Below are 20,841 nucleotides of genomic sequence, written 5' to 3' on the forward strand. Positions count from 1 at the left end.
TCAGAGCCCGGCGACGAAACGGTCGAAGCGCTCGGCGTGCAGCGCTTCGCTGCCGTTCTCCTCGAGCAGCCGGCGAGCCTCGGCGGCCTTCGGCGTCTCGCCGCCGATCAGGCCGAGCAGGCGCTCGCCGCGCGGCGTGAGGACGAAGTTCTCGCCATTGCCGCCCTGCTCTTCCGGATGCGGCTCGATGAAGCCGCCCTCCAGCAGGATCGCCTCGTAGTCGGCGGCCTTCTGCTTCAACGCATCCATGTCGCCGACCCGCTGCCCGGCCTGGGAGCGTTCCTCGGCCAGGCGTTCGGCATGGGCGCGCGGGGCGAAGTTCTCATGGGCGGACTGCCGGACCTCCAGCAGCAACCGTTCGACCAGATCCCAATCGTGAGTCATGGCATACCTCCTGCGGCATAAGCAACGAGGGTCCTTCGCACCCTCTCTATGCGTGCGACCCACAACCCGCCGCGAGGGTTCGAATCGGTCGCCGTCCGGCGTTGCGGCTGAACTTTGTCGGCTCGACCGGGCTCCACCGCTCAGGACCACCCCACAGGAGTACGCCATGAAACCGCTTTTCGCCCTCGCCAGCGCCTGCGCCTTGCTGGTCGCCACGCCGGTCTTCGCCTGTTCCGAAGCGGAGGCGGAAAAGATGGGCAAGGAAGTCGCCACCAAGGTCGCCTCGATCACCCAGAAGAACCCGCAACGGGCCAGGGAACTCAACGAGCAGTTGCGCCAGCGCCAGGAAGCCCGCTCGGAACAGAACCGGCCGAGCGATTGCGATGCCTACGCGCAGATGCTCAAGGAACTGGATCAGGAAAAAGGTGACGTACAGCGCAACACTTCGCAGTGATCCGCCGGTTCGGGGTGCGGCGGCCCGGGACGGCGGGGTCCGGCGCCCGTGACGGGCGCGCCACCCACCCCGCCTGAGTCACTGAGACAGGCGCGGGCCGAACAGCACGACGCTGGCACCGACCACGCACAAGGCCACGCCCAGCCAGTCGCTCCATAGCGGCCGCGAGCGCTCGACGAAAGCCAGCCAGAACAGCGACGCGGCGACGTAGATGCCGCCATAGGCGGCATAGGCGCGGCCGGCGTAGCTGGCCTCCACGCGGGTCAGCAGCAAGGCGAACAGGGTCAGGCTGAGCAGGCCGGGCAGCACCCACAGGGCGCTCTTGCCCAGCCGCAGCCAGAGATAGAAAGCGTAGCAGCCGGCGATCTCGCAGAACGCCGCGAGGACGAACCAGAGGTAGTTGATCACCGCCGCCCGCCCTCCCGCTCCCAGGCGCAGCGGACCTGCAGGTCGCTCTCCTGGGGGGTATGGAAGCCACGCTCGGACTCCCAGCGAAAGGTATGGCTGCCGTTCACTTCGGTCTCCAGGTGGACCACCGCGCTGGCCCAGTAGAGGCGCCTGAGCAACGCCTCGAACTGCTCGACCCACAGGCTCCACTCGTATTCGATGGCCTGGTAGCTGGCACCGAAGTGGATGATCTGGGTCTGGTAGAGCCCGGCCCCGGACTGCTCGCAGCGGCTGAACATCTCGCGTCCGAGGAACGGCCAGGCCTCGCCGCCCGGCAGGCTGTCCAGCACGCGGCGGTTGGCGGCACGACGCATGCGCCGCTCCATCGAATCGCCCGGCCAGTCGCGGATGCAGCCATAGACGATGGATTCAGACTCCACAGGGGTACTCCAGAACAGAACGGACTCGCAGAGGCAGCCTTCTAGCACAGGGCGCGAGGGCGGAAAAGCAAAAAGCCTCGCAAATGAGCGAGGCTTCTTGTGGGGTCCAACGTACTTCGGCAGGCAGGCCGGTGACTCAAGCTACTCGATCGCACCGCCTTGGGCAAGCACTATCTGCGCCGCACCGCAATGGTGCAAAGCCGCGCCCCTGCTGGCCTGCAGCCATTTCCACTCAGGCCTGGCGCTGACGCTTGGCCTGCATCTTGCCGGCCATCGCGGTCATCTCGTCATAGATCGCCTGGGGATTCTGCTGCTTGATCCTCCAGGCCATCCGCGCCTGCTCGTGGGGCAGGATCAGGAAACTGCCCTTGGCCACTTCGGCGTGGATGTAGTCGGCGATGTCGGCGGCGCTGATCGGCGAACTCTCCAGCAACTTGCCGACCTGGTGCTTCATCTCGGGGCTCGGGCCGCGGAAAGAGTCCAGCAGGTTGGTCTGGAAGAACGAAGGACAGACCACATGGACGCCGACCTCGACCAGCGCCAGCTCTACCAGCAGGCTTTCCGAAAGCGCCACCACCCCGGCCTTGGCCACGTTGTAGTTGCTCATCGCCGGGCCCTGCATCAACGCCGCCATCGAGGCGATGTTGACGATCTTGCCCTTGCTTCGCTCCAGCAACGGCAGGAAGGCCTTGCAGCCCTTGACCACGCCCATCAGGTTGATCGCGATCTGCCAGTCCCAGTCCTCCAGGGACAACTCGCCGAAGAAGCCGCCGGAGGCCACCCCGGCGTTGTTGACGATGACGTCGATGCCGCCGAACTTCTCCTCGCAGCTCTGCGCCAGCGCGGTCAGTTGACTGTAGTCGCGTACGTCGCAACGCTGGGTGAAGCCATCGCCACCCGCCTCGCGCACCAGTTTCAGGCTTTCCGCCAGGCCGGCCTCGTTGACGTCGGCCAGCGCCAGGCGCCAGCCGTCACGCGCCCAGCGCAGGGCGATTTCGCGCCCCAGCCCGGAGCCGGCACCGGTGATCATCATGCGGTTTTGCATAGGGGGTCCTGCCTTCCTGTTCGTGTGATGAAGGCCAGTGTAACCAAGGGTTTCAGCGCCCTCCGGCTAAATCAGGAAGCTGAATGCCTCGGGCAAACCCGGACATGCCGGGCCGCGCGAGGGGCTCAGGCGAGCAGCAGGACGCAGAGCTTGCCCAGGACCAGGGCGATGCCGCAGGAAACCAGCAGGTAGGAGGCGCCATCGAGACGCCGGCGGTACAACTGGGCGAAGGAACCCACGTGATGCTGCAGGACGAACATTCCCAGTGCCACCAGGATCGCCGGGATCAGGAAGACGAATTGCCAGAAGTGTTCGACCGCCAGCGTCGCTTCGCCGTCGTCCGCGAGCAGCAGGGCGCCCCCCAGCAACTGGCCCAGCAACAGCAGCCCCCCGACGCCAATACAGGCACGTCCCCAGCCGATCATCAGTCCCTCCCAGAGCGTTTCCGAGGGACCAGCATAGCCAGATGCCGCCATGCGATCTGTGCCCTGGGTCAAGCTGGGCGGCCCGCCCGGACATCCACCAGGCAATTTCATGACGCGGGTAACATCCTGCGGAAACGAGCCCCGCCCGCCGGACGGGGCCCGAGCGCCTCAGAACACGTACTGCAGGCGCATCACCAGGCCATCGCCGCTATCGTCGCCGTTGGCATTGCTGATCTTGTCGGTCTTCGCCTTGACGTAGTTGGCGGAAACCTTCACCACCTCGTTGGCGTACCAGTTGACGCCCAGGGTATGGGTCTTGCCCTTGGCGTCGCCGACCTCGCGGGTGGCGCTGTCGACGACGATGTTGTCATCCTCGACCTTGATCGAGTCGTAGCGGTAGAACAGCTCCCAGGCGCCGATTTCCTTGTTCTCCGGCTTGATGGTGTCGAACTTGGCGCCGTCCAGCTTGTAGAGGCGCGGCTCGCCGGTGAGGGTGTAGGCCAGTTGCGCGTAATAGCCGGAGGCCTTGAGATCCTCGCGGTCGCGCTCGGCCTTGACCGTGCGCCGCAGGTACTCGGCCTGGGCCGAGAAGGCACCCAGCGCCCAGGCGCCTTCCAGGCCCCAGACCGAGTCGTCCTTCCACAGCCCCTCGACTGCCGAACTGCCGCCGAACAGACCGCGGTTGCCATTGCTGCCGGCATCGTTGCCGCCATTGGTGGAGACGCCGCGCATGCCCATGCGCGGGCGGATCCGGGTATCCACCGCGCTGTCCTCCAGGTCGCGATAGGCGTATTGCAGGCCCAGGTGCACCACGTTGCCCGGCTCGTGCAGCGGCGCGAACACGCCGCGCAGGTTGTAGCGCTTGACGCTGTCGCCGTCGGTATCGTTGTTGTTCTCGCTGAACACGCTGCCCGAGAGGAAAGCCATGCCGCCCACCACCGAGCTGGCCTGGATACCGGTACCGACGTTGTCGTTGACCCAGTCGGCGATGTCGTAGGTGAGGTTGCGCTCCAGCGCGGTGACCCATTTGGAGCTGGTGGCCTTTTCCAGGCCGAAGTCGGTGTAGAAGCGGCCGAACTTCAGGTTGACCGGGTTGAAGCCGGTATAGGTGACCGAGGCTTCGTCGAAGTAGCCGGCGCTGTCGTTGCCGACGTTGCGCGACAGGTCGTAGTTGATCTGGTACTTCCAGTCCCGGTAGGCGGTGCCGCCGAACTCCAGGTAGGCGCGGCGGAAGTAGGCGGCATCGGCGGTATTGCCGTTGTTCGTGTAGTAGCCGTCGAAGCGGCCGTAGTCGGCCTGCAGGCGGCCGCCGAGCTTGAAGCTGAATTCCTTGTCGGTGGTGGCGACTTCGAGGCCGCCCTTGGTCTTGATCACGATGTCGGCACCGTCGGTGGTCACGGTCCCGGCCAGGCTCTGCGCGGAAATCGCCAGGCCCAGCAAACTCCAGGCAACACTGCTCCCCACCCCTTTGCACGAGTGTCTGCGAATCATCAGGTAAGTCCCCTGTTCGGATTTCGAATGGTCTTGAGCAGCGCGGAAACGGCCGGTTCTATCGCCGGCCGGCGCTGCTGGAGGGGGATCATCTGGATGGGTTGTGACAGCGAGACTGCAAAGCGCGAAAGCTTTTGTGACAGGCAGCCGGATAGCGCCTGGATGAGGCCGTCGGATAAGGGCGCAGGCCTAGAGGCATCAGGTCCGGGCGACAGATGTAACAGTTTGTTTCATATATTGCGGCAACCTTGCGAAGATTACATGACTGCAATGAAAACCAAGAGTTTCTGCCGATAACCGTCTGGCTTTCGGATATTCCTGCCAGTACCTGCGGGTAGACCTGTAGCGAAAGAAAGACCCGGTTGCAGGCTGCCAACATCGCCACAACCGGGTAAGGAAGCGATTAAAAAGACCTCGCCGGAGCGAGGCCGAAAACAGGAGCAGATCGTTGTCGCTTCTTAGAACACGTACTGCAAACGGGTCACGAAGCCGTCGCCGTCATCGTCGCCATTGTTGTTGGTGATCTTGTCGGTCTTCGCCTTGACGTAGGCCGCGCTGATCTTCACCGCATCGTTGACGTACCAGTTCACGCCCAGGTTGTGGGCCTTGGCCTTGGTGTCGCCGACTTCGCGAGTGGCGGTATCGGCGACCACGTTGTCGTCTTCCACCTTGATGTTGTCGTAGCGGTAGAACACTTCCCAGGCGCCGATTTCCTTGTTTTCCGGCTTGACGGAGTCGAACTTGGCACCTTCCAGCTTGTACTGGCGGGACTCGCCGGTCAGGGTGTAGGCCAGTTGCGCGTAGTAACCCTTGGCCTTGATGTCCTTGTAGGCGTTGTCATCGGCCTTCAGCTTGCGTGCCAGGTATTCGGCCTGGGCCGAGAACGGGCCCATTGCCCAGGCGCCTTCCAGGCCCCAGACGCTATCGTCCTTGTAGGAACCGGCCGGCGAGTTGGAGACACCGCCGAAGGTCGCGCGGTTGCCGTTGTCACCGGCGTCGTTGCCGCCGCTGGTGGCGATGCCGCGCATGCCCAGGCGCGGACGGATGCGCGAGTCGAAGGCGGTGTCGTCGAGGTCGCGGTAGGCATAGTTCACGCCGACATGCAGAACATTGCCGGCTTCGTGCATCGGCGCGAACACGCCGCGGAAGTTGAACTGCTTGACGCTGTCGCCGTCGCTGTCGTCGGCGTCCTTGGCGGATACGCCGGCGGACAGGTAGGCCATGTCGGCGAGGGTCGAGTTGACCTGGGCGCCCATGCCGTCCTGGTGGGTGTTGATCCAGTCGGCCAGTTCGTAGGCGGCGTTACGCTCGGGAGCGGTCACCCACTTGGAGCTGGTGGCCTTTTCCAGGCCGAAGTCGGGGTCGAAGCGACCGAACTTCAGGTTGACCGGGTTGAAGCCGGTGTAGGTGACCGAAGCTTCGTCGAAATAGCCGTTGTCGGAGCTGCCGGTGTTGTGCGACAGGTCGAAGTTGATCTGGTATTTCCAGTCCTTGTATGCGGTTCCGCCGAGTTCGATGAAGGCGCGGCGGAAGTAGGCGGCGTCGGCGGTGTTGCCATTCTTGGTATAGAAACCGTCGAAACGGCTGTAGTCGGCCTGCAGGCGACCGCCCAGCTTGAAGCTGAATTCCTTGTCGGTGGTGGCGACTTCGAGGCCGCCCTTGGTCTTGATCACGATATCGGCGCCGTCGGTGGTCACGGTGCCGGCGAACGCCTGGGCAGATACGGCCAGAGCCAGAGCGCTGGCAACGAAGCCGAGCGAGTGCTTACGGATCATCGAAGATTTCCCCTTAATGGTGTGTGCATTGGCAACACGCGAGTGCCTGGCTACAGCGCGCCCCTTGTTCCGCGCTGGCCGTAAGGCGGCCCCTTTGTGTTGGGGGGAATCTTGGCGATGGCAGATTGCAGCCAAATTGCATGGAGATAAATGTTTCATTACATAGGAACTTTTTATCTCCAATGCGAATAACGCGAAAAGCCCTCTACTACGGGCCTTTCTGGTTATTCGATATGGGTAGAAATCTCAGCGCAATTTTCGCGCAATCCAGAAGTCAGCAGAAAGCCACTTGCCGGCGCCGCCGAAGAACAGCGCGAGCAACATCACCAGGTAGGTCGCGGCGAACTCGATGCCGTTGTTGACGATGGCGAAGCTTCCGCTCGACGTCAGCCAGTCGTAGTTGCCGTATTCGCGCAGGATTTCCCGGGCCCGCGCCAGCTTCTCGCCAGCCTCCAGCACCTGGGCGTTGGCGAACGGCGCGGACGGATCGGCGATCGCCTGCCAGCCGTTCGGCCAGTGCACGGCGAAGATCGCTACCAGCATGGTCACCATCAGCGGCAGGCTGATCCAGCGCACGGCCAGGCCGCACAACAGCAACACGGCGCCACCGGCCTCGCTCAGCGCGGCGAGCCAGGCCAGCAGTTCGGGAAACGGCAGGCCGAGTCCCCAGTCGGGATTGCCGAACCACTCGATGGTGGCCGGCATGTCCGCCAGCTTCTGGCAGCCGGCCATCCAGAACACCGGCGCCAGGTACAGGCGTAGCGCCAGCGGGGCGAGGAAATCCGCTCGACGGGTGACGTCGAGGGCATGCTGTAAACGCAGGAAGACAGTCTTCATCATCACTCCAGAGCGCCCTCGCCCATGAGGATGCCCTGGGCGTGCCAGTCCTCCAGCAAGGCGAAGGCATTTTCGAAATACTCCACGTCGGCGCTCAGGCCGCAGCTTCCGGCCAACTCGCGCAACAACGGCAGCAGCGCCACCGGCGCCTCGCCCTCCTCGCTCAGGCGCTGCGCGAGGCGATAGGCGAATGGCGACAGGTGCAGGAAGCGCACCCGCTCCGCCGGATCGCGCCAGACCAGCAGGCAGGTCGGCTCGGCCGGCGGCTCCATCGGCCGATGGCTCGGCCCCAGGCGATGGACCGGCCAGCGATAGGCCAGCGGCCAGGCCAGTGGCGACCACGACCAGGCCTGCGGCAGCGTCTCGACAGGCGCCTCGGCCAGCGACAGGGCCAGCTCGACCCACTCGTAGTGAGCCAGCTCCAGCAGGAAGGGCGGATCGCCCTCCTCCGCGCGGTAGCCGTCCTGCAGCCAGCCGATGAACTCCTCGCCCAATTGGCTGAAGTACGGTGTGCGGCAGCGATGCTCGCGCATGAAGGCACGCACCAGGCGATGCCAGCGCGGCTCGTCGAACAACTGGCGCAGGACCGGGAAACCGCTGCTGATGAAACCGTCCAGGTTGTTGAAGAACAGTTCCTCGTAGATCGCCATGCGCTCCGTCGCGATGCCGGGCGGCAAGGCCTGCTGCGGATCGCGGATACGTGCGGCGAAACGCCGTTGCAAGGTCGTGTGGTTCATGTGCCGTACCCCAGGCTGCGCAGTTGCGCTTCACCGCTGCGCCGCTGCAGCTCGCGGATGCGATCGGTTTCGGCATACAGCTCGCTCAGTGGCGGGAGGTTGAAATCGCGCTCCAGCAGCGTCGGGCGTTCGCCATGGCAGGCATAGGCATGTGCCAGCAGTTCCCAGACCGGATCGCAGACCGGCGCGCCATGGGTGTCGATCTTCAGGCTGGCGCCCTGTTCGTCGTGCCCGGCCATGTGCAGGTAGGCGATCCTCCGGCTGGGCATCGCGGCGATGTAGGCGTGTGCGTCGAAACCGAAGTTGCAGGCGTTGACGTAGACGTTGTTGACGTCCAGCAGCAATTGGCAATCGGCTTCCTCCAGTACCGCGCGGACGAAATCGACCTCTTCCAGCTCGCCCGGCAAGCGCGCATACGCCGAGACGTTCTCGACGATCAACGGCCGCTCGAGGACGTCCTGTACCACCCGGACCCGTTCGGCGACCCGGCGCACCGATTCGTCGCTGAACGGTAGCGGCATCAGGTCGTAGAGCTGGCCGTCGTCGGCGCAGGCCGACAGGTGCTCGCTGTAGGCACGGATGTCATGCTGCTCGATGAAACCCTTGATCGCGCGCAGCAACGACATGTCCAGCGGGGCGTAGCCACCGAGGTTGAGAGACAGACCATGGCAGAGGAACGGCAGGCGCTCGGTCAGCTCGCGGAACTGGNGGCCGCCGATGCCGATCCAGTTCTCCGGGGCGACCTCGAGGAAGTCGACCCGGACCCCATCGCCGGCGCCGAGCGGCTCCAGCAGCGCGCGACGCAGGCCTAGCCCGGCGCCGCTGACGAATTCCCGTTGCATGGTCCGTCTCCTCAGGCCTTACGACTTCTTCTTGTCGGCGCCGCAGTTGCCTTCGCCGGCCTTCTTCTCGCCACCGCAGGAACCTTCCTTGGCCTTGCGATCCGCACCGCAGCTGCCTTCATGACCGGCCTTGGAGGCTTCGCGCTTGCCCTTGTCGGCACCGCACTTGGCCTCGCCGCAGGAACCTTCCTTGGCCTTCTCGGCGGCAGCCACGCTGTAGCCGCTGCTCAGCTCCTGCACGGCGAAGGGATTCTGCGCGGCATGCACGCCGACACTGGCTACGCCGAGCAGAGCAGCGCCGACGACGGAGGAAGCGAGGGAAATCTTTTTCATGGGTAACTCCTGAAGTTGGTAGCGGGCGCCGGTATGGCGTCCTCGCTCCAATGGACGGAGCACCCCCGGCGGCGTTACAGCGGAGTCGAAAAAAATTTCCCGTCCCTTTGCCTGAACTCAGGGATTGCCCCTGCTGGAGAAATATCGGTCGGCGATATTCGCCAGGTCCCAGGCGTTCTCCTCGACTTCGGATGCTCGCCCAGCGAAACGGATTGCCGCCCCTCCGTAGGGCGCATATCGCGCAGCGATATCCGCCAAGCCCAGCCACACTCCTCGACCTCGTCACGCGGAAGAGAGAGCCGCCCACGCCAGGCCGGGTCCGGTTCGCCCACGCCGGATAGCGGAAACGAAAAAGCCGCCGCCCACGAATCGCGGGCGGCGGCTTGGTGTCGAGGGTACCCCGGCTCAGCGCCGCGCGGCGTCCTTGCGCAATTCGGAGAGATGCGCGGCCAGACGGTCGAGTTCCGGCCCCGGCCCTTCCGGCAGATGGCGCACGGTCGCCTGGGTCAGGCGCATCTGGCGGATGAAGCGCCGGCAATGCCGGCACATGAGCAGGTGGCTGCGCACCGCCAGTTGTCCGCGGAAGTCCAGTTGCCCATCGAGAAAGTCGCTGGACCGGGCGACCAGTTCCTTGCAACTCAGCATTGGCCGGTCTCCTCGAAATGCTCCAGGGTGGCGAAGACCTTCAGGCGGGCGCGATGCAGCAGCACCCGGACATTGGAAAGCGTGATATCCAGGAGATCACGGATTTCCTCCAGCTCCAAGCCCTGGCGTTCGCGCAGGGTCAGCACGCTGCGCTGCAGCTCGGACAGACCGTTGAGGGTCTTGTCCAGGCAATCGCGCAGTTCGCCCTCGGCGAGCAGGGCTTCCGGCGAATCCTCGTGCCAGGCGTGCGGCGGCTGGCTCCAGTGACCGTCGGCGGCAAAGCGCTGGTCATCCACCGTACCATGGGGCCCCGGCAGGTCGTCGAGGAAAACTTCCCGGCGAACCTGGCGCAAGCGGCTCTTGGCGGTATTGGCGGTAATGGTCAGCAGCCAGGTCTTCAGGCTCGAACGCCCCTGGAACCCGTCCAGCCCGCGAACCGCCGCGAGCCAGGCGTCCTGCACCACTTCCTCGGTATGCGATCTGCCGATGATCGCCCAGGCCACGGCCCGCATGGCGCCCTGGTAGGCGCCAACCAGCTCGCGGAAGGCTCGCTGCTCGCCGGCCAGCAGGCGCGGCAGCAGCTCGGCGTCGGTAGGCGCCGCCACGATCAGTGTTTACGCAGGATCACGCTACCGATCGAGTAACCGGCGCCGAACGAGCTGAGCACCCCGATGGCGCCGCTGGGCAGGTCGTCCTGGTGCTTGTGCAGGGCGATCACCGAGCCGGCGGAACTGGTATTCGCGTAGCTGTCGAGGATCACCGGCGCCTCGTGCGCCTCGGCGTCGCGGCCGAGCAGCTTGCGGGTGATCAGCAGGTTCATGTTCAGGTTGGCCTGGTGCAGCCAGAAGCGCTTGACCTCGGCGACCTGGATTTCATTGGCCGCCAGGTGCTCGCCGATCAGCTCGGCGACCATCGGGCAGACATCCTTGAACACCTTGCGGCCTTCCTGGACGAACAGCTTGTCGCGCTTGCCGATACCGCTCTCGTCGGCGCGGTTGAGGAAGCCGAAGTTGTTGCGGATGTTGTTGGAGAACTGGGTCAGCAGCCTGGTGCTGACGATGTCGAACTGGTGCTTCGACACGGCCAGGTCGGCGCGCTCGACGATCACCGCGGTGCAGGCGTCGCCGAAGATGAAGTGGCTGTCGCGGTCGCGGAAGTTCAGGTGGCCGGTGCAGATCTCCGGGTTGACCATCAGGATCGCCCGCGCCTGGCCGGTCTGGATCGCGGTGGTGGCGGCCTGGATACCGAAGGTGGCCGAGGAGCAGGCCACGTTCATGTCGTAGCCGTAGCCCTGGATGCCCAGCGCGGCCTGCACCTCCACCGCGATCGCCGGGTAGGCGCGCTGCAGGTTGGAGCAGGCGACGATCACCCCGTCGATGTCGGCGGCGCTGCGGCCGGCACGCTGCAGCGCCTCCCTGGCGGCGGCCACGGCCATCTCGCAGAGGATCGACCACTCGTCGTTGCTGCGCTCGGGAAGGTACGGAACCATGCGCTGCGGGTCGAGGATGCCTTCCTTGTTCATCACGAAGCGGCTCTTGATGCCGGACGCCTTCTCGATGAACGCCGAGCTGGACTCGGCCAGCGCCTCCAGTTCGCCCTTGGCGATGGCCTCGGCGTGCTGGTCGTTGTACTGGCGCACGAAGGTATTGAAGCTCTCCACCAGCTCATCGTTGGAGATGCTGTAGGGCGGAGTATAAAGACCGGTTCCGCTGATGACGGCTTTATGCACAGTTGTTCCTCTTCTCTCGCTGGGCCGCCGTCGAACGGGGCCGATTAGGCATAGCGGTGCCCGCCTGGGGCCGGCACCGGAAACGGGTTCGCTCGCGGCGATGCCGGGCGCTCTACGAAAAGACGTTGGCGACGCGCTTTCGTACAGGGCCCGGGCAAGGTCGGCCATTGCGCAGTGTGCCACCGCCTCGCTTCGGCAAGCGCGCGCACCGCTCAGTGGTATCGAAGGCGCCAAGGATATTCCAGAGTGCGCGCCGGGCACAGCCGATAGGCGCACGATCGGTTTATTTTCCCCGTTTTCGCCACCGATATCCGTATCGAACTGTAAAGACGACGCAACCAGGCCGGCTTCCGGTCACAGCAGGCTGGCACCTTCCCACCCCAACCATCGATTGAATTTGCCAACCCGCCCCATAGGCAATGCTCAACAGCCCACCTCGGCAAGGCCGCCTATCATTCGGCAAACCCGGTATTCACAAGGAAGCAGCCCCATGACCGATAGCCCTCGTCCAGAACTGGATATGGAAACCCAGGAGTTCGTCCACCAGCTGTTCGACCTGGCCCGCCAGGGCAACAGCCAGCGCCTCGAGCAACTGCTGCAACAGGGCCTGCCGCCGAACCTGCGCAACCACAAGGGCGACAGCCTGCTGATGCTGGCCAGCTACCATGGCCACGCCGACACGGTACGCCTGCTGCTGGCCTACAAGGCCGACCCGGACCTGCGCAACCTGGCCGGGCAGACACCGCTGGCCGGCGCTGCGTTCAAGGGCGACCTGGCGATGGTCGAACTGCTCCTCGCCGGCGGCGCCGACGTCGAGGGCGCCTCGGCCGACGGCAAGACCGCACTGATGATGGCGGCCATGTTCAACCAGGCCGAGGTCGCCGCCAGCCTGCTGGCCCACGGCGCCCGTCGTGACGCCCAGGACGCCGCCGGGCTGACGCCGCTGGCGGCGGCGCGGATGATGAATGCCGAGGCCACGGTCGCGCTGCTCAGCCGGCCCCACTGAGCCTCAATCCGCCAGCACCTCGGCCAGGCTGACGACCTGGCCGAAATGATGCTTCCACAGGCGCACACCCAGCTCCCCCGAGCGATCCAGCGAGGAGCCGAGCACCAGGTCGCCGATCAGGGTCGGTTGCAGGCCGGCGTCGAACAGGGCGAAGCCGGCGGCGAGCACGCAGGTGTCGGCCTGGATGCCGCATACCAGCACCCGTTCCGCTCGCAGCGCACGCAGATGGTCGACGAGTTCCGCCGTCGGCAGGTAGCCATGCTTGACGAAGACCCGGTCGGCCGCCACCAGGCAGGCATCGTCGAGCGGCGGTCGCCAGCCGAGCTGGCGCTGGAACGGCGTACGGGATTCGTCATGGCGCTCGACGCTGGCCACCGAGGGCATCCGCCCGAGCAGTTGGCCGATGCCTTCCAGCAGCCAGTCCGGCGGGGCGAAACAGGGTTGCACGTCGACGATCAGCAGGGCCTGGCGCATCGGTAGTCGGCTCCGGAAGAACAGGCCAGGCATTCTAGCCCACTCCGCCCCGTCGCTCCGCGCTCCAGCGAAACTGGGCTAGCCTGAGGGAACCTTTCGACGGAGAGCCTTCATGCGCCCGATGTACGCCGTAGCGATCCTTTTCCTCCTGGCCGGCTGTTCCTCGGTTCCCGCCGAGAAGACCCGGGCGATCCCCGCCGAACGCCTGCTCGGCTACCAGCAACCGGTGAGCGGTGGCGGCCGGCTGGAAGTCCACCGCGACTATGGCTACCTGGGCGGCGGCTGCTACGTGGCGTTCCTTATCGACCGCCAGGTCGCCGCGCGCATCGGCGTCGGCGAGGAAGCCAGCTTCCAGGTGCCGGCGGGCGAGCATGTGGTCGGTATCGGCATCGATACCCAGGACGACACTCTCTGCGGCAAGGGCCTGCTGAACCGCGAGCTGAGAACCCGGATCGCCGCGGACGGCAACGCGCGCTTCCGTATCGTCAGCGAGGCCAGCAGCGGGTTCGACATCCGCACCGAATGATCCGGGGCGACAGGTCGGCCGCGTTCGCCGGTCGAGGTTCAAAGCGATTCCATCAGGTCCTTGCCGCGCTGCAGCCAGCCCGGCGCCGAGCCGGGGCCCGGCGGTTGCGCCCGCTCCGTACCCATGTCCTGCAAGGCCTGCTTCGCCTCGGCGAGCCAGGCCGGGGTCGCCGCCGCGGGCGCCTGGGTGAGTTCGGCCTTGGCCACCAGCCCGGCCAGGCTGCCCAGGTCGCGCGCCTTGAGCGCCTCCACGGTCTGCTGAGCCAGCAGCACCTGCTGCAATGCGGGCGATTGCACCGCCGCGACCGCCAGCGGCGGCGGTGGCGGCAACTGGCCGATCTGCTCGACCTTGTCGCCAGGCTCGCGGGTGAAGGCCCGCAGGTTGTCCAGCGCCGCCCCGCCGACCATCGGCAAGGCGATCCCGGTCAGCGGGTCGAAGGCGCTGATCTCCGGCAGGCCGACCTTGCCGCTCAGCAGCGGACGCGCCAGCGATGGCAGGAACAGCCCGAGCAGCATCCGCGGATCGCGGCGCTTGACGCTGAGGCCGACGCTGGCCAGCATCACCCCTACGCCTACCACCCGCCCGGCGGTGGCCAGTACCGAGAGCCGCTTGTTCGACTCGTTGTCGAAATGCACCAGGCGATAGCGGAAGTAGTCGGTGAAGGGTTCTCGCGGGCCTATCGCCGAAGTGTTCATGAACCAGGCGCGGGAGTCGTGCACCTGTTCGTCGAACAGCGCCACCAGCTTTTCCTGGCCCGGCGCCACCCGGTCGGGAGCGCTGAACAACTGGTGGTAGCGCGCGCTGCCGTCGCGGTGGATCTGGCTGTATTCCTCGGCTTCGTCTTCCTCGTTGATCAGGAATACGGTGCCGCCGAGCAGCAGGTCGATCACTCCGCCCACCGTCATGCCGTCGTCGAGCACGCCCCAGTCGCCCTTGTAGTCATGGGCGAACTCGGCGGCGGCGCCGAGTAGTTGGCGCTGGTCCAGCGGCGGATCGAACTGCTTCTCCACCCGCAGGTCGCGCAGTTTGTCCTCGCCGCCGATCAGCGCCACGTTGCGATCCCACTCCGCCTGTTCGGCGGCGCTCATCGGCGGGAGCGGCTCGCCCTGCTGGGCGGCCGCGTACTCCCGGCTACGCCGCTTGTGCAGGGCCTCCCAGGCCTTCTGCTGGGCTTCCGGCATGTCCGGCGGGACATTGGCGAAGAACGCCTTGTTGCGCAGCCCGCCGGCATAGCGGTCGATGCGCCAGGCGGTGATCAACGCGGTCTCGCGACGGATCACCTCTTCCAGGGGGCCGGCCTTGGCCTGGGCCTGCCAGGCGTTGAAACGGGTGGCGAGTTCTTCGGAGACGCTGAACTCCGCTTCAATCTTGGGCACCATTACCCGCCACTCTTCATGAAAGTCTGGATGGACGGCAGGTGCTGGAACTTGCAAAGGAGCACCTGCCTCGAAAGCCTCCGCATACATATGCTGCAACGCTATCTGGGATAGTAGAAATTCCGAACCTCCCACAGCTTTCCCCTGGTTGCCGACGCCATAACCGCCACCAACATCCGAGTGAACACCAGGATAAGCATATTCCACCGTCCACTTCCGGTAGCAGGAGGGCCCCGTCCGACGTCCGTTGGCATCCATGTCACGACGGCGGATCGAATCGAGTGGAAAACTGGCACGCTGCTCATGACAGGAAACCAGATGCACGCAACGTTTCAGAAAAGAACAGTCTTCCGGCAGGATGGTCGGCAGGCACTGGGAGAGGGCCTCATCGGGCAGGCGCATGGTGTCATCGGCCCAATCCATATGCCCGGCAGCGAACGGCGCACTATCCGCCAGCCCAACTGCCGCCACGGTATCGAAAAGGCCGAGGAACTCGATCGAGATCGGCAGACCGGCAAAGCGATATTCCACCCGACCATCGGCATCGCTGACCCGGGTTAGCTCCTGCAGCCAGTTGGCAAAGGCTCGTGCTTCTGCCGCCCCACGGGAGAATCCGTAGACATACAAGCGCATGGCCAGGATATGCGGTTTCTGTCCAGAGTTCTGACGCTGTCGAAGCTTTTCTTCCAGTTCCTTGAGTTTTGGCTCCAAGGCAGCTCGGCGTTTTTTCTCGCCGTTTTCCAATAAACCACCAGTGAGCGTACTGACGGTCCAGTTAATGGACATTTCTTCTACTAGGCCCTGAACCTCATTTAGTTTAAGCCTACTTTTTAATAAAGTATAGAAAAGAGCATCAACTAACTGAACCAGCCCCCAGTTTATTCGATTTTCGCCTCCCTCAGCACCAATTAATCCCATGTTTGAAGGCGTAAATTCTTTAATATCCGGAAACACCGTACCCACACCTGGGCAATAGTACTTAAAAATCCCCCTACTGTTTATATCATCGCCGCTCCCAATACTTGCATGAATTAGCCTAGCGACATTACTGCAAGATGGAGAAACCGATGAATCATCAGCCTTATCGTTATTATTAGTCCCATCAAAACCAAGTGTAATATGGATAGCTTTACAGCAAGGCGCACCACCGACTACGTCACCTTCAGAAAGCCTTTTTTGCTCTTGCACCCTTGAAAAAACCCGTTCATCGCTCTGCTGCTTTAATATATTTTCTGATAATTTTTTAGAATCATAAATCAGGCGCCCTGCCATAGGATGGGTGGGTGCTATATGAAATCCAAAATTAGGCATCTTCCCACCTGCCTTCAGTTAGCCGGACATATCGTTGACTTTCTCATCTCGAAATAGGCCTTATCAGGATATTTTGGATGATTTGGCCCATAACAAGTCGTAGAAACAGCCACCTCGTCACACGGCAAGAAGTGCACCTGCAGCAAGCACACCTTTTCATCATACCTAGGCACATTCACAGTCGCCTTGTGACGGGTGTAACTTGAGGCATGCCTCAAATAATCACTCTCATCCAACCGCCCATATTTATCTCGTTTTATAACGGCACGGGGATTGGGATCCTTCTCCCATTCCACAATAACTTTCAAATTTGGATTCCATCTCTTTGGAATTACCCCACAACAAACTTGACTACCATCTCCCTGATAAGGACCTAAGTTCGGTCCGCCAGCACCATTCACCGTAAATTCGTTAATCGCCGCCGGAGTATGGTTGTAACCCATGATAGGTGCAGACAGCACTTCAGGCCCAGCTTGGCATGCCACCAGCCCAAAGAAGGTGCTGAGAAAAACCACCAGCCCAATGGACTTTTTATTTCCCACACAGATCAAGTTCATCAACTTCCGCATGACATGCCCCTCATATCAAAGTAACCTTTATTCGGATATTCAGGATGAAACGGCGTATAACAGGAAGCTGAAGTAGCAACCTTATCACATGGAAGAAAGTGTATTTTTAGCGAACAAATCTCCTTACTATCACAAGAAGGTATATCGAAAGTTTCTTTATGACGAACATACAAGAGTCCATGCCCTCTCATACGTTTTCTCCAGCCATCTGAAAATATCTTTCCGGCCAGTCTTTATAAGCCCCTGGCTCAGGATCTACCTCCCACTCTACGGTTGCCTTCAAGCCCGGCTTCCAAACTCTAGGAACGACACCACAACATACCTGCCCTGCTCCCCCCTGAAATGGACCAAGGTTTAATCCGCCAGCACCATTTACACTGAATCTGTTAATAGCCGCCGAAGTATGGTTGTATCCTCCGATAGGAGTAGACACCATATCAGGGCCTGCCTGGCACGCTTGTAAAAACAAAAAACCTATCAGTAAAGCAATCAGCCAAACAGGTGTCCTTAACCCCTTTGCATTCAAGAGCTTTTGCATGAAGGCTCTCTCTTCTGAAAATACTTTCTATCTGGATACTCTGGATGCCCCTGGCTGTAATAGGTTGTTGAGACCGCGACCTGGTCGCACGGGAGGAAATGCACCTGCAACAGGCATATTTTTTCACTACATCTAGGTATATCCACGATCATCTTGTGTCGGGTGTAGCTTGAGGCATGTCTCAAGTAATCATCTTTATCCAGCCGTCCATATTTATCTCGCCTTATAGCGGCGTGCGGTTTGGGATCTTTCTCCCATTCCACGACAGCTTTCAAATTTGGATTCCACTTCTTTGGAATCACTCCGCAACAAACCTGGCTACCATCCCCCTGATAAGGGTCTAAACGCGGTCCACCCGCCCCATTCACCGAAAACCAATTGATCGCCGCGGACGTATGGTTGGAACCCATCACCGGCGCCGCCAGCATGTCTGGCCCGCTCTGGCAGCCTGCGGCCAGCAGGGGCCCCGGAAGCAGGGCGGGAAGGCCGATGCCGCGCCCGTTCATGCGCGACTCGTTCCCGCCGGGGAAAAGCCGGGGCCGGGGGTCTGTTCGCGTAGCCATTGGGCGACGAAGGCATCGCGCTGGTCGAAGTCCTGCAAGCCCTGGCGGTCGGCGGCCAGGTGCGCCTGGACCAGATGCTGGAGCAGGCTTTCCTGGCTGCCCAGGCCATGCTCGCGGGGCAGCACGAAGTATTCGCGGCGGTAGGCTTCGGCCTCGCTCCAGGCGCGCAAGGCAACGACCTGGTGCGCTTCCAGGCGGAGGGCCGCTTGCAGCGGCGGCGTCTCATGGGCCTGGTAATGACCGGCCAGCGCCCTCGGCCGGCCGTCGCGGTCCAGCCAGTGCCAGCTGGAAACCGGGGCATGCAGGTAACGGCTCTGCCGGGGATCGAGCATGTCGCTGACGGCCATGAACAGGCCCGGCTCGTAGAAACGCAGTACGCCGCTGGAACGGCCCTGGTTCCACTCGGCCTGGGTGCAGCTGCGCAGGTGCTCGCCCAGGCGCGGCAACGGCCAGGGGCTGAACAGGAGCATCAGGTGGCGGCGGCAGTCGATGCGTTCGAGCAGTTCGTCCAGCCAGGCCGCGTGGCCGTCTTCCAGGCGCAGCAGCAGCGGGCCCTCGTCGGCCAGGGCGGCCTCCGGGGTTTGCTCCAGCAATTTGAACAGCGCTGGAGGATCGCTTTGCCGCGCATGCTCGGCGAGCAAGGGATAGTCGTCCAGCCCGGTGGCATCGACCAATACATCGATGTGGGTCTGCAAGCCGCGATCGCGGGAGCGCTGCCACAGCTCGCGGGCCCAATGGCGGGGGTTCGGCGTCATCGCGGTTCCTCAGCGCTCGGCGAGCGCCTGGCCTCTTTTCTTCGCCTGTAGCAGGCACTCTTCGCAGACCGGTTGCCGCGGCGGCAGGTTGGCCGCGACCGCCTCGGGTGGCGCGCCGGGGCTGTCCTGGTCGGCCATGCCCGGCACCCGCGGCATCTTGATCGCGATCCCCGAGCCGCTTCCCGGCGCGCCGCCTGCATTGATCCGTGCCAACGGGCCGCTGATGGCGATGCCGCTTGCGTCGAGCCGGATGAAGCTGCCGCCAGCCTTCACCGTCAGTTCGCTGTCAGCCTCGATCACCATCTTCTGCCCGGCCTTCAGGTGGATCTCGCGCCCGGCCCTGGCCAGGTAGGCACGACCGAGCTTCACGTGCTGGCTGTCGCCGACCGTCAGGTGGTCATCGGCCTTCAGCTCGACCTTGCGCTCTCCGTGCACGGTGTGATGCTCCTCGGCCTTGAACTCGCTGTAGCTGTTCGCCTCCACGGTGTCGTGGCGTTCGTGGCCGACGCGGATCTTCTGGTCATGCTCGATGTTCTCGTCCCAGTCGCGCTGGGCATGGACGAAGATCTGTTCCTGGCCCTTGCGATCCTCGATGCGCAGCTCGTTGTAGCCACCGCCGCCAGGGCTGCTGAGGCTCTTGAAGACGCTGCGGGTCTGGTTCGCCGGCAACTCGTAGGGCACCGGGTGGGCGGCGTGGTAGACGCAGCCGCTGACCAGCGGCTGGTCGGGATCGCCTTCGAGGAAGTCCACCAGCACTTCCATGCCGACCCGCGGAATGACGATGCCGCCATAGCCGTTGCCGGCCCAACCGCTGGCTACGCGCAGCCAGCAACTGCTCTTGTCGTCGCCCTGGCCCTCGCGGTCCCAGTGGAACTGCACCCTGACCCGGCCGTAGCGGTCGCAGTGGATTTCCTCGCCTGGCGGGCCGGTCACCACCGCGGTCTGGCTGCCCAGCACGCGCGGCTTCGGGTGCTCCAGCGGCGGGCGGAAGAACACCTCCCAGGGCGTCGCGAGGAAGCGGTTGCGGTAGCCCTGCTGGAAGTCGTCCGTGCTGGCCGACGTGTCGGAGGTAACGTTCTCTTCCAGCACCTGCGGCTGCTTGCCTTCGTGGAAGACTTCGCTGAGCAGCCACAGGTCGTTCCACTCCGCGCGCGGGTGCTCGGCGATCTCCAGGAAGTGCCCGCTGACCAGCAGCGGCTGGTCGCTGACCCCTTCGCCCAGGCGCCGGTCGGCGCGGTGGCGCTCCAGGGCGCGCTGGCTGAGCAGCTTGCCGCGCTGGCGATCGACGAAGCGACCGGGGTAGTCGTAGTCCTCCAGGTCCGGCTCGGCCGGGGCGTCGGCAGCGGGGCGGTTGCCGGCCTCCAGCAGCAGCCGCGGCTTCTCGAAGTCGTAGTCGCGGCGGGTGGTGCGCGTGGTGCGGCTGGCCAGGCGCAGGCTGAAGCGCTTGATCACCGGTTCGTCGGCGACCAGCCCGCTGTCGTGCACGTAGGCGGTGGGACGGCCCAGGCGAGGGAACACCGTCTGGTCGTCGCCGAACACCAGCAGGTGCGCCTCGGCGCTGTGCCGGAAATGGAAATGGATGCCCTCTTCGGCACAGAGGCGCTGGACGAAATGCAGGTCGCTTTCGTCGTACTGCACGCAGTATTCGCGCTCGGGATATCGGGTGCCGAGCTGGAAGCGGTAGGCGTCGGCGAGGATGCCGTGCTCCTCGAGGATCAGGGCGACGATCTGCGGCACCGTGAGGTGCTGGAAGATCCGCTGGTTGTTGCGCTGGGCGAGGTAGGCCAGGTGCGGGACGAGGGTGAGGCGATAGCGGGTCAGGCGCTTGCCGGCATCGCCCTGGGCAGCGCCGTAGACCAGGCCGTGGACACCCTGGCCCTGCGGGGTGAAGGAGAGGAAGGCGGGCCGGTGGAGGAACGTTTCGAGGTCGAGGCCGGCGCGCTCTCCGACCAGTTCGAGTTCGAAACGGTAGGGGCGACTGATGCCTTCGTGGCCGTTGAAGGCGAGGACCTGCAGGTCGTGGCGGAGGCCGTCGAGGGTGAGGCTGAAGTGGGTCTGGTTGGCCGGGTTGAACATCCGCTGTCCCCTGTTGCTCGAAAAACCTGCACGGCTGGCGTCCCTGTTCGCCGTGGTCGCTCCGAAGAGCGGGATGTCGCGGATGCTACGTCAAAAAAACTGTGCAAATTGTTGCGCACATCG

Annotated in this window: 24 protein-coding genes; 3 read left to right on the top strand and 21 right to left on the bottom strand. The window is 63.8% G+C overall.

From position 1 onward, the window contains the following. The gene (locus ACTJJX_RS14485) at positions 1-384 is read right to left on the bottom strand and encodes a hypothetical protein (RefSeq protein WP_016852621.1); all 384 of its coding nucleotides are present in this window, start codon (positions 382-384) and stop codon (positions 1-3) included. A gap of 166 nt (positions 385-550) precedes the next feature. Between ACTJJX_RS14485 and ACTJJX_RS14490 the strand changes: the two genes are divergently transcribed. Continuing rightward, entirely contained in the window at positions 551-838 is a 288-nt protein-coding gene (locus ACTJJX_RS14490; RefSeq protein WP_003091615.1) for a hypothetical protein, read from the top strand. Between the two features lie 78 nt (positions 839-916). Here the strand turns inward: ACTJJX_RS14490 and ACTJJX_RS14495 are convergent, their stop codons facing one another. From ACTJJX_RS14495 to ACTJJX_RS14555, 13 genes are all read right to left on the bottom strand, one after another. Beyond that, positions 917-1,246: a YnfA family protein gene (locus ACTJJX_RS14495; RefSeq protein ID WP_003091616.1), complete on the bottom strand. Its 330-nt coding sequence runs from the start codon at positions 1,244-1,246 to the stop codon at positions 917-919. After that, complete coding sequence (locus ACTJJX_RS14500; protein WP_003091617.1) at positions 1,243-1,665, bottom strand: hypothetical protein; 423 nt, start codon at positions 1,663-1,665, stop codon at positions 1,243-1,245. The genes ACTJJX_RS14495 and ACTJJX_RS14500 overlap by 4 nt, the downstream gene beginning before the upstream one ends. A gap of 232 nt (positions 1,666-1,897) precedes the next feature. Next, positions 1,898-2,710 (bottom strand): SDR family oxidoreductase, encoded by an 813-nt coding sequence (locus ACTJJX_RS14505; protein ID WP_003091619.1) that lies wholly within the window; start codon positions 2,708-2,710, stop codon positions 1,898-1,900. A 125-nt stretch (positions 2,711-2,835) separates the two neighbouring features. After that, positions 2,836-3,135 carry a hypothetical protein gene (locus ACTJJX_RS14510; RefSeq protein WP_003091621.1) on the bottom strand — a complete coding sequence of 100 codons (300 nt, stop codon included), beginning with the start codon at positions 3,133-3,135 and terminating at the stop codon, positions 2,836-2,838. A 168-nt stretch (positions 3,136-3,303) separates the two neighbouring features. Next, positions 3,304-4,626 carry an outer membrane porin OprP gene (gene oprP / locus ACTJJX_RS14515; protein ID WP_016852620.1) on the bottom strand — a complete coding sequence of 441 codons (1,323 nt, stop codon included), beginning with the start codon at positions 4,624-4,626 and terminating at the stop codon, positions 3,304-3,306. Positions 4,627-5,084: 458 nt separating this feature from the next. Further along, positions 5,085-6,401, bottom strand: coding sequence for an outer membrane porin OprO (gene oprO, locus ACTJJX_RS14520; protein ID WP_003104423.1), 1,317 nt, complete (start codon positions 6,399-6,401; stop codon positions 5,085-5,087). Positions 6,402-6,647: 246 nt separating this feature from the next. Next, the gene (locus ACTJJX_RS14525) at positions 6,648-7,238 is read right to left on the bottom strand and encodes an HvfX family Cu-binding RiPP maturation protein (protein ID WP_003143472.1); all 591 of its coding nucleotides are present in this window, start codon (positions 7,236-7,238) and stop codon (positions 6,648-6,650) included. Positions 7,239-7,240: 2 nt separating this feature from the next. Next, a complete protein-coding gene (locus tag ACTJJX_RS14530) occupies positions 7,241-7,975 on the bottom strand; it encodes an HvfC family RiPP maturation protein (RefSeq protein WP_003114075.1) in 735 nt (244 codons plus the stop codon). After that, positions 7,972-8,817 (bottom strand): HvfB family MNIO-type RiPP peptide maturase, encoded by an 846-nt coding sequence (locus tag ACTJJX_RS14535; RefSeq protein WP_440782009.1) that lies wholly within the window; start codon positions 8,815-8,817, stop codon positions 7,972-7,974. Before ACTJJX_RS14535 ends, ACTJJX_RS14530 begins: the two co-directional genes overlap by 4 nt. Positions 8,818-8,835: 18 nt before the next feature. Then, positions 8,836-9,150, bottom strand: coding sequence for an HvfA family oxazolone/thioamide-modified RiPP metallophore (locus ACTJJX_RS14540; protein WP_003104431.1), 315 nt, complete (start codon positions 9,148-9,150; stop codon positions 8,836-8,838). Positions 9,151-9,555: 405 nt separating this feature from the next. Then, the gene (locus ACTJJX_RS14545; protein WP_003104432.1) at positions 9,556-9,795 is read right to left on the bottom strand and encodes an anti-sigma factor family protein; all 240 of its coding nucleotides are present in this window, start codon (positions 9,793-9,795) and stop codon (positions 9,556-9,558) included. After that, entirely contained in the window at positions 9,789-10,400 is a 612-nt protein-coding gene (locus tag ACTJJX_RS14550; RefSeq protein WP_003104434.1) for an RNA polymerase sigma factor, read from the bottom strand. Before ACTJJX_RS14550 ends, ACTJJX_RS14545 begins: the two co-directional genes overlap by 7 nt. 2 nt (positions 10,401-10,402) lie before the next feature. Continuing rightward, positions 10,403-11,524 carry a beta-ketoacyl-ACP synthase III gene (locus tag ACTJJX_RS14555; protein WP_003104436.1) on the bottom strand — a complete coding sequence of 374 codons (1,122 nt, stop codon included), beginning with the start codon at positions 11,522-11,524 and terminating at the stop codon, positions 10,403-10,405. Positions 11,525-12,014: 490 nt separating this feature from the next. Here ACTJJX_RS14555 and ACTJJX_RS14560 point away from each other — a divergent pair, with 490 nt between their 5' ends. Next, entirely contained in the window at positions 12,015-12,530 is a 516-nt protein-coding gene (locus ACTJJX_RS14560; RefSeq protein WP_003091630.1) for an ankyrin repeat domain-containing protein, read from the top strand. A 3-nt stretch (positions 12,531-12,533) separates the two neighbouring features. Here the strand turns inward: ACTJJX_RS14560 and ACTJJX_RS14565 are convergent, their stop codons facing one another. Further along, entirely contained in the window at positions 12,534-13,037 is a 504-nt protein-coding gene (locus ACTJJX_RS14565; protein WP_003119669.1) for a cysteine hydrolase family protein, read from the bottom strand. A gap of 79 nt (positions 13,038-13,116) precedes the next feature. On the opposite strand from ACTJJX_RS14565, the gene ACTJJX_RS14570 reads away from it, so the two are divergent. Then, complete coding sequence (locus ACTJJX_RS14570) at positions 13,117-13,530, top strand: hypothetical protein (protein WP_003104441.1); 414 nt, start codon at positions 13,117-13,119, stop codon at positions 13,528-13,530. A gap of 38 nt (positions 13,531-13,568) precedes the next feature. On the opposite strand, the gene ACTJJX_RS14575 is transcribed toward ACTJJX_RS14570, so the two are convergent. From ACTJJX_RS14575 to tssI, 6 genes are all read right to left on the bottom strand, one after another. Next, positions 13,569-16,217, bottom strand: a complete 2,649-nt coding sequence (locus tag ACTJJX_RS14575) for a T6SS phospholipase effector Tle1-like catalytic domain-containing protein (protein ID WP_071535698.1) — start codon at positions 16,215-16,217, stop codon at positions 13,569-13,571. Between the two features lie 14 nt (positions 16,218-16,231). Next, positions 16,232-16,786 carry a DUF3304 domain-containing protein gene (locus tag ACTJJX_RS14580; protein WP_031634327.1) on the bottom strand — a complete coding sequence of 185 codons (555 nt, stop codon included), beginning with the start codon at positions 16,784-16,786 and terminating at the stop codon, positions 16,232-16,234. 187 nt (positions 16,787-16,973) lie between these two features. Continuing rightward, positions 16,974-17,324, bottom strand: coding sequence for a DUF3304 domain-containing protein (locus ACTJJX_RS14585; RefSeq protein WP_079380431.1), 351 nt, complete (start codon positions 17,322-17,324; stop codon positions 16,974-16,976). Beyond that, positions 17,309-17,830, bottom strand: coding sequence for a DUF3304 domain-containing protein (locus tag ACTJJX_RS14590; RefSeq protein ID WP_071534179.1), 522 nt, complete (start codon positions 17,828-17,830; stop codon positions 17,309-17,311). Before ACTJJX_RS14590 ends, ACTJJX_RS14585 begins: the two co-directional genes overlap by 16 nt. Continuing rightward, positions 17,827-18,642: a DUF4123 domain-containing protein gene (locus ACTJJX_RS14595; RefSeq protein WP_016852618.1), complete on the bottom strand. Its 816-nt coding sequence runs from the start codon at positions 18,640-18,642 to the stop codon at positions 17,827-17,829. The genes ACTJJX_RS14590 and ACTJJX_RS14595 overlap by 4 nt, the downstream gene beginning before the upstream one ends. A 9-nt stretch (positions 18,643-18,651) precedes the next feature. Then, the gene (gene tssI, locus ACTJJX_RS14600; RefSeq protein WP_016852617.1) at positions 18,652-20,718 is read right to left on the bottom strand and encodes a type VI secretion system Vgr family protein; all 2,067 of its coding nucleotides are present in this window, start codon (positions 20,716-20,718) and stop codon (positions 18,652-18,654) included. Positions 20,719-20,841: the final 123 nt, after the last annotated feature.

Source organism: Pseudomonas sp. 22490 (assembly GCF_052044465.1).
Classification (GTDB): domain Bacteria; phylum Pseudomonadota; class Gammaproteobacteria; order Pseudomonadales; family Pseudomonadaceae; genus Pseudomonas; species Pseudomonas aeruginosa.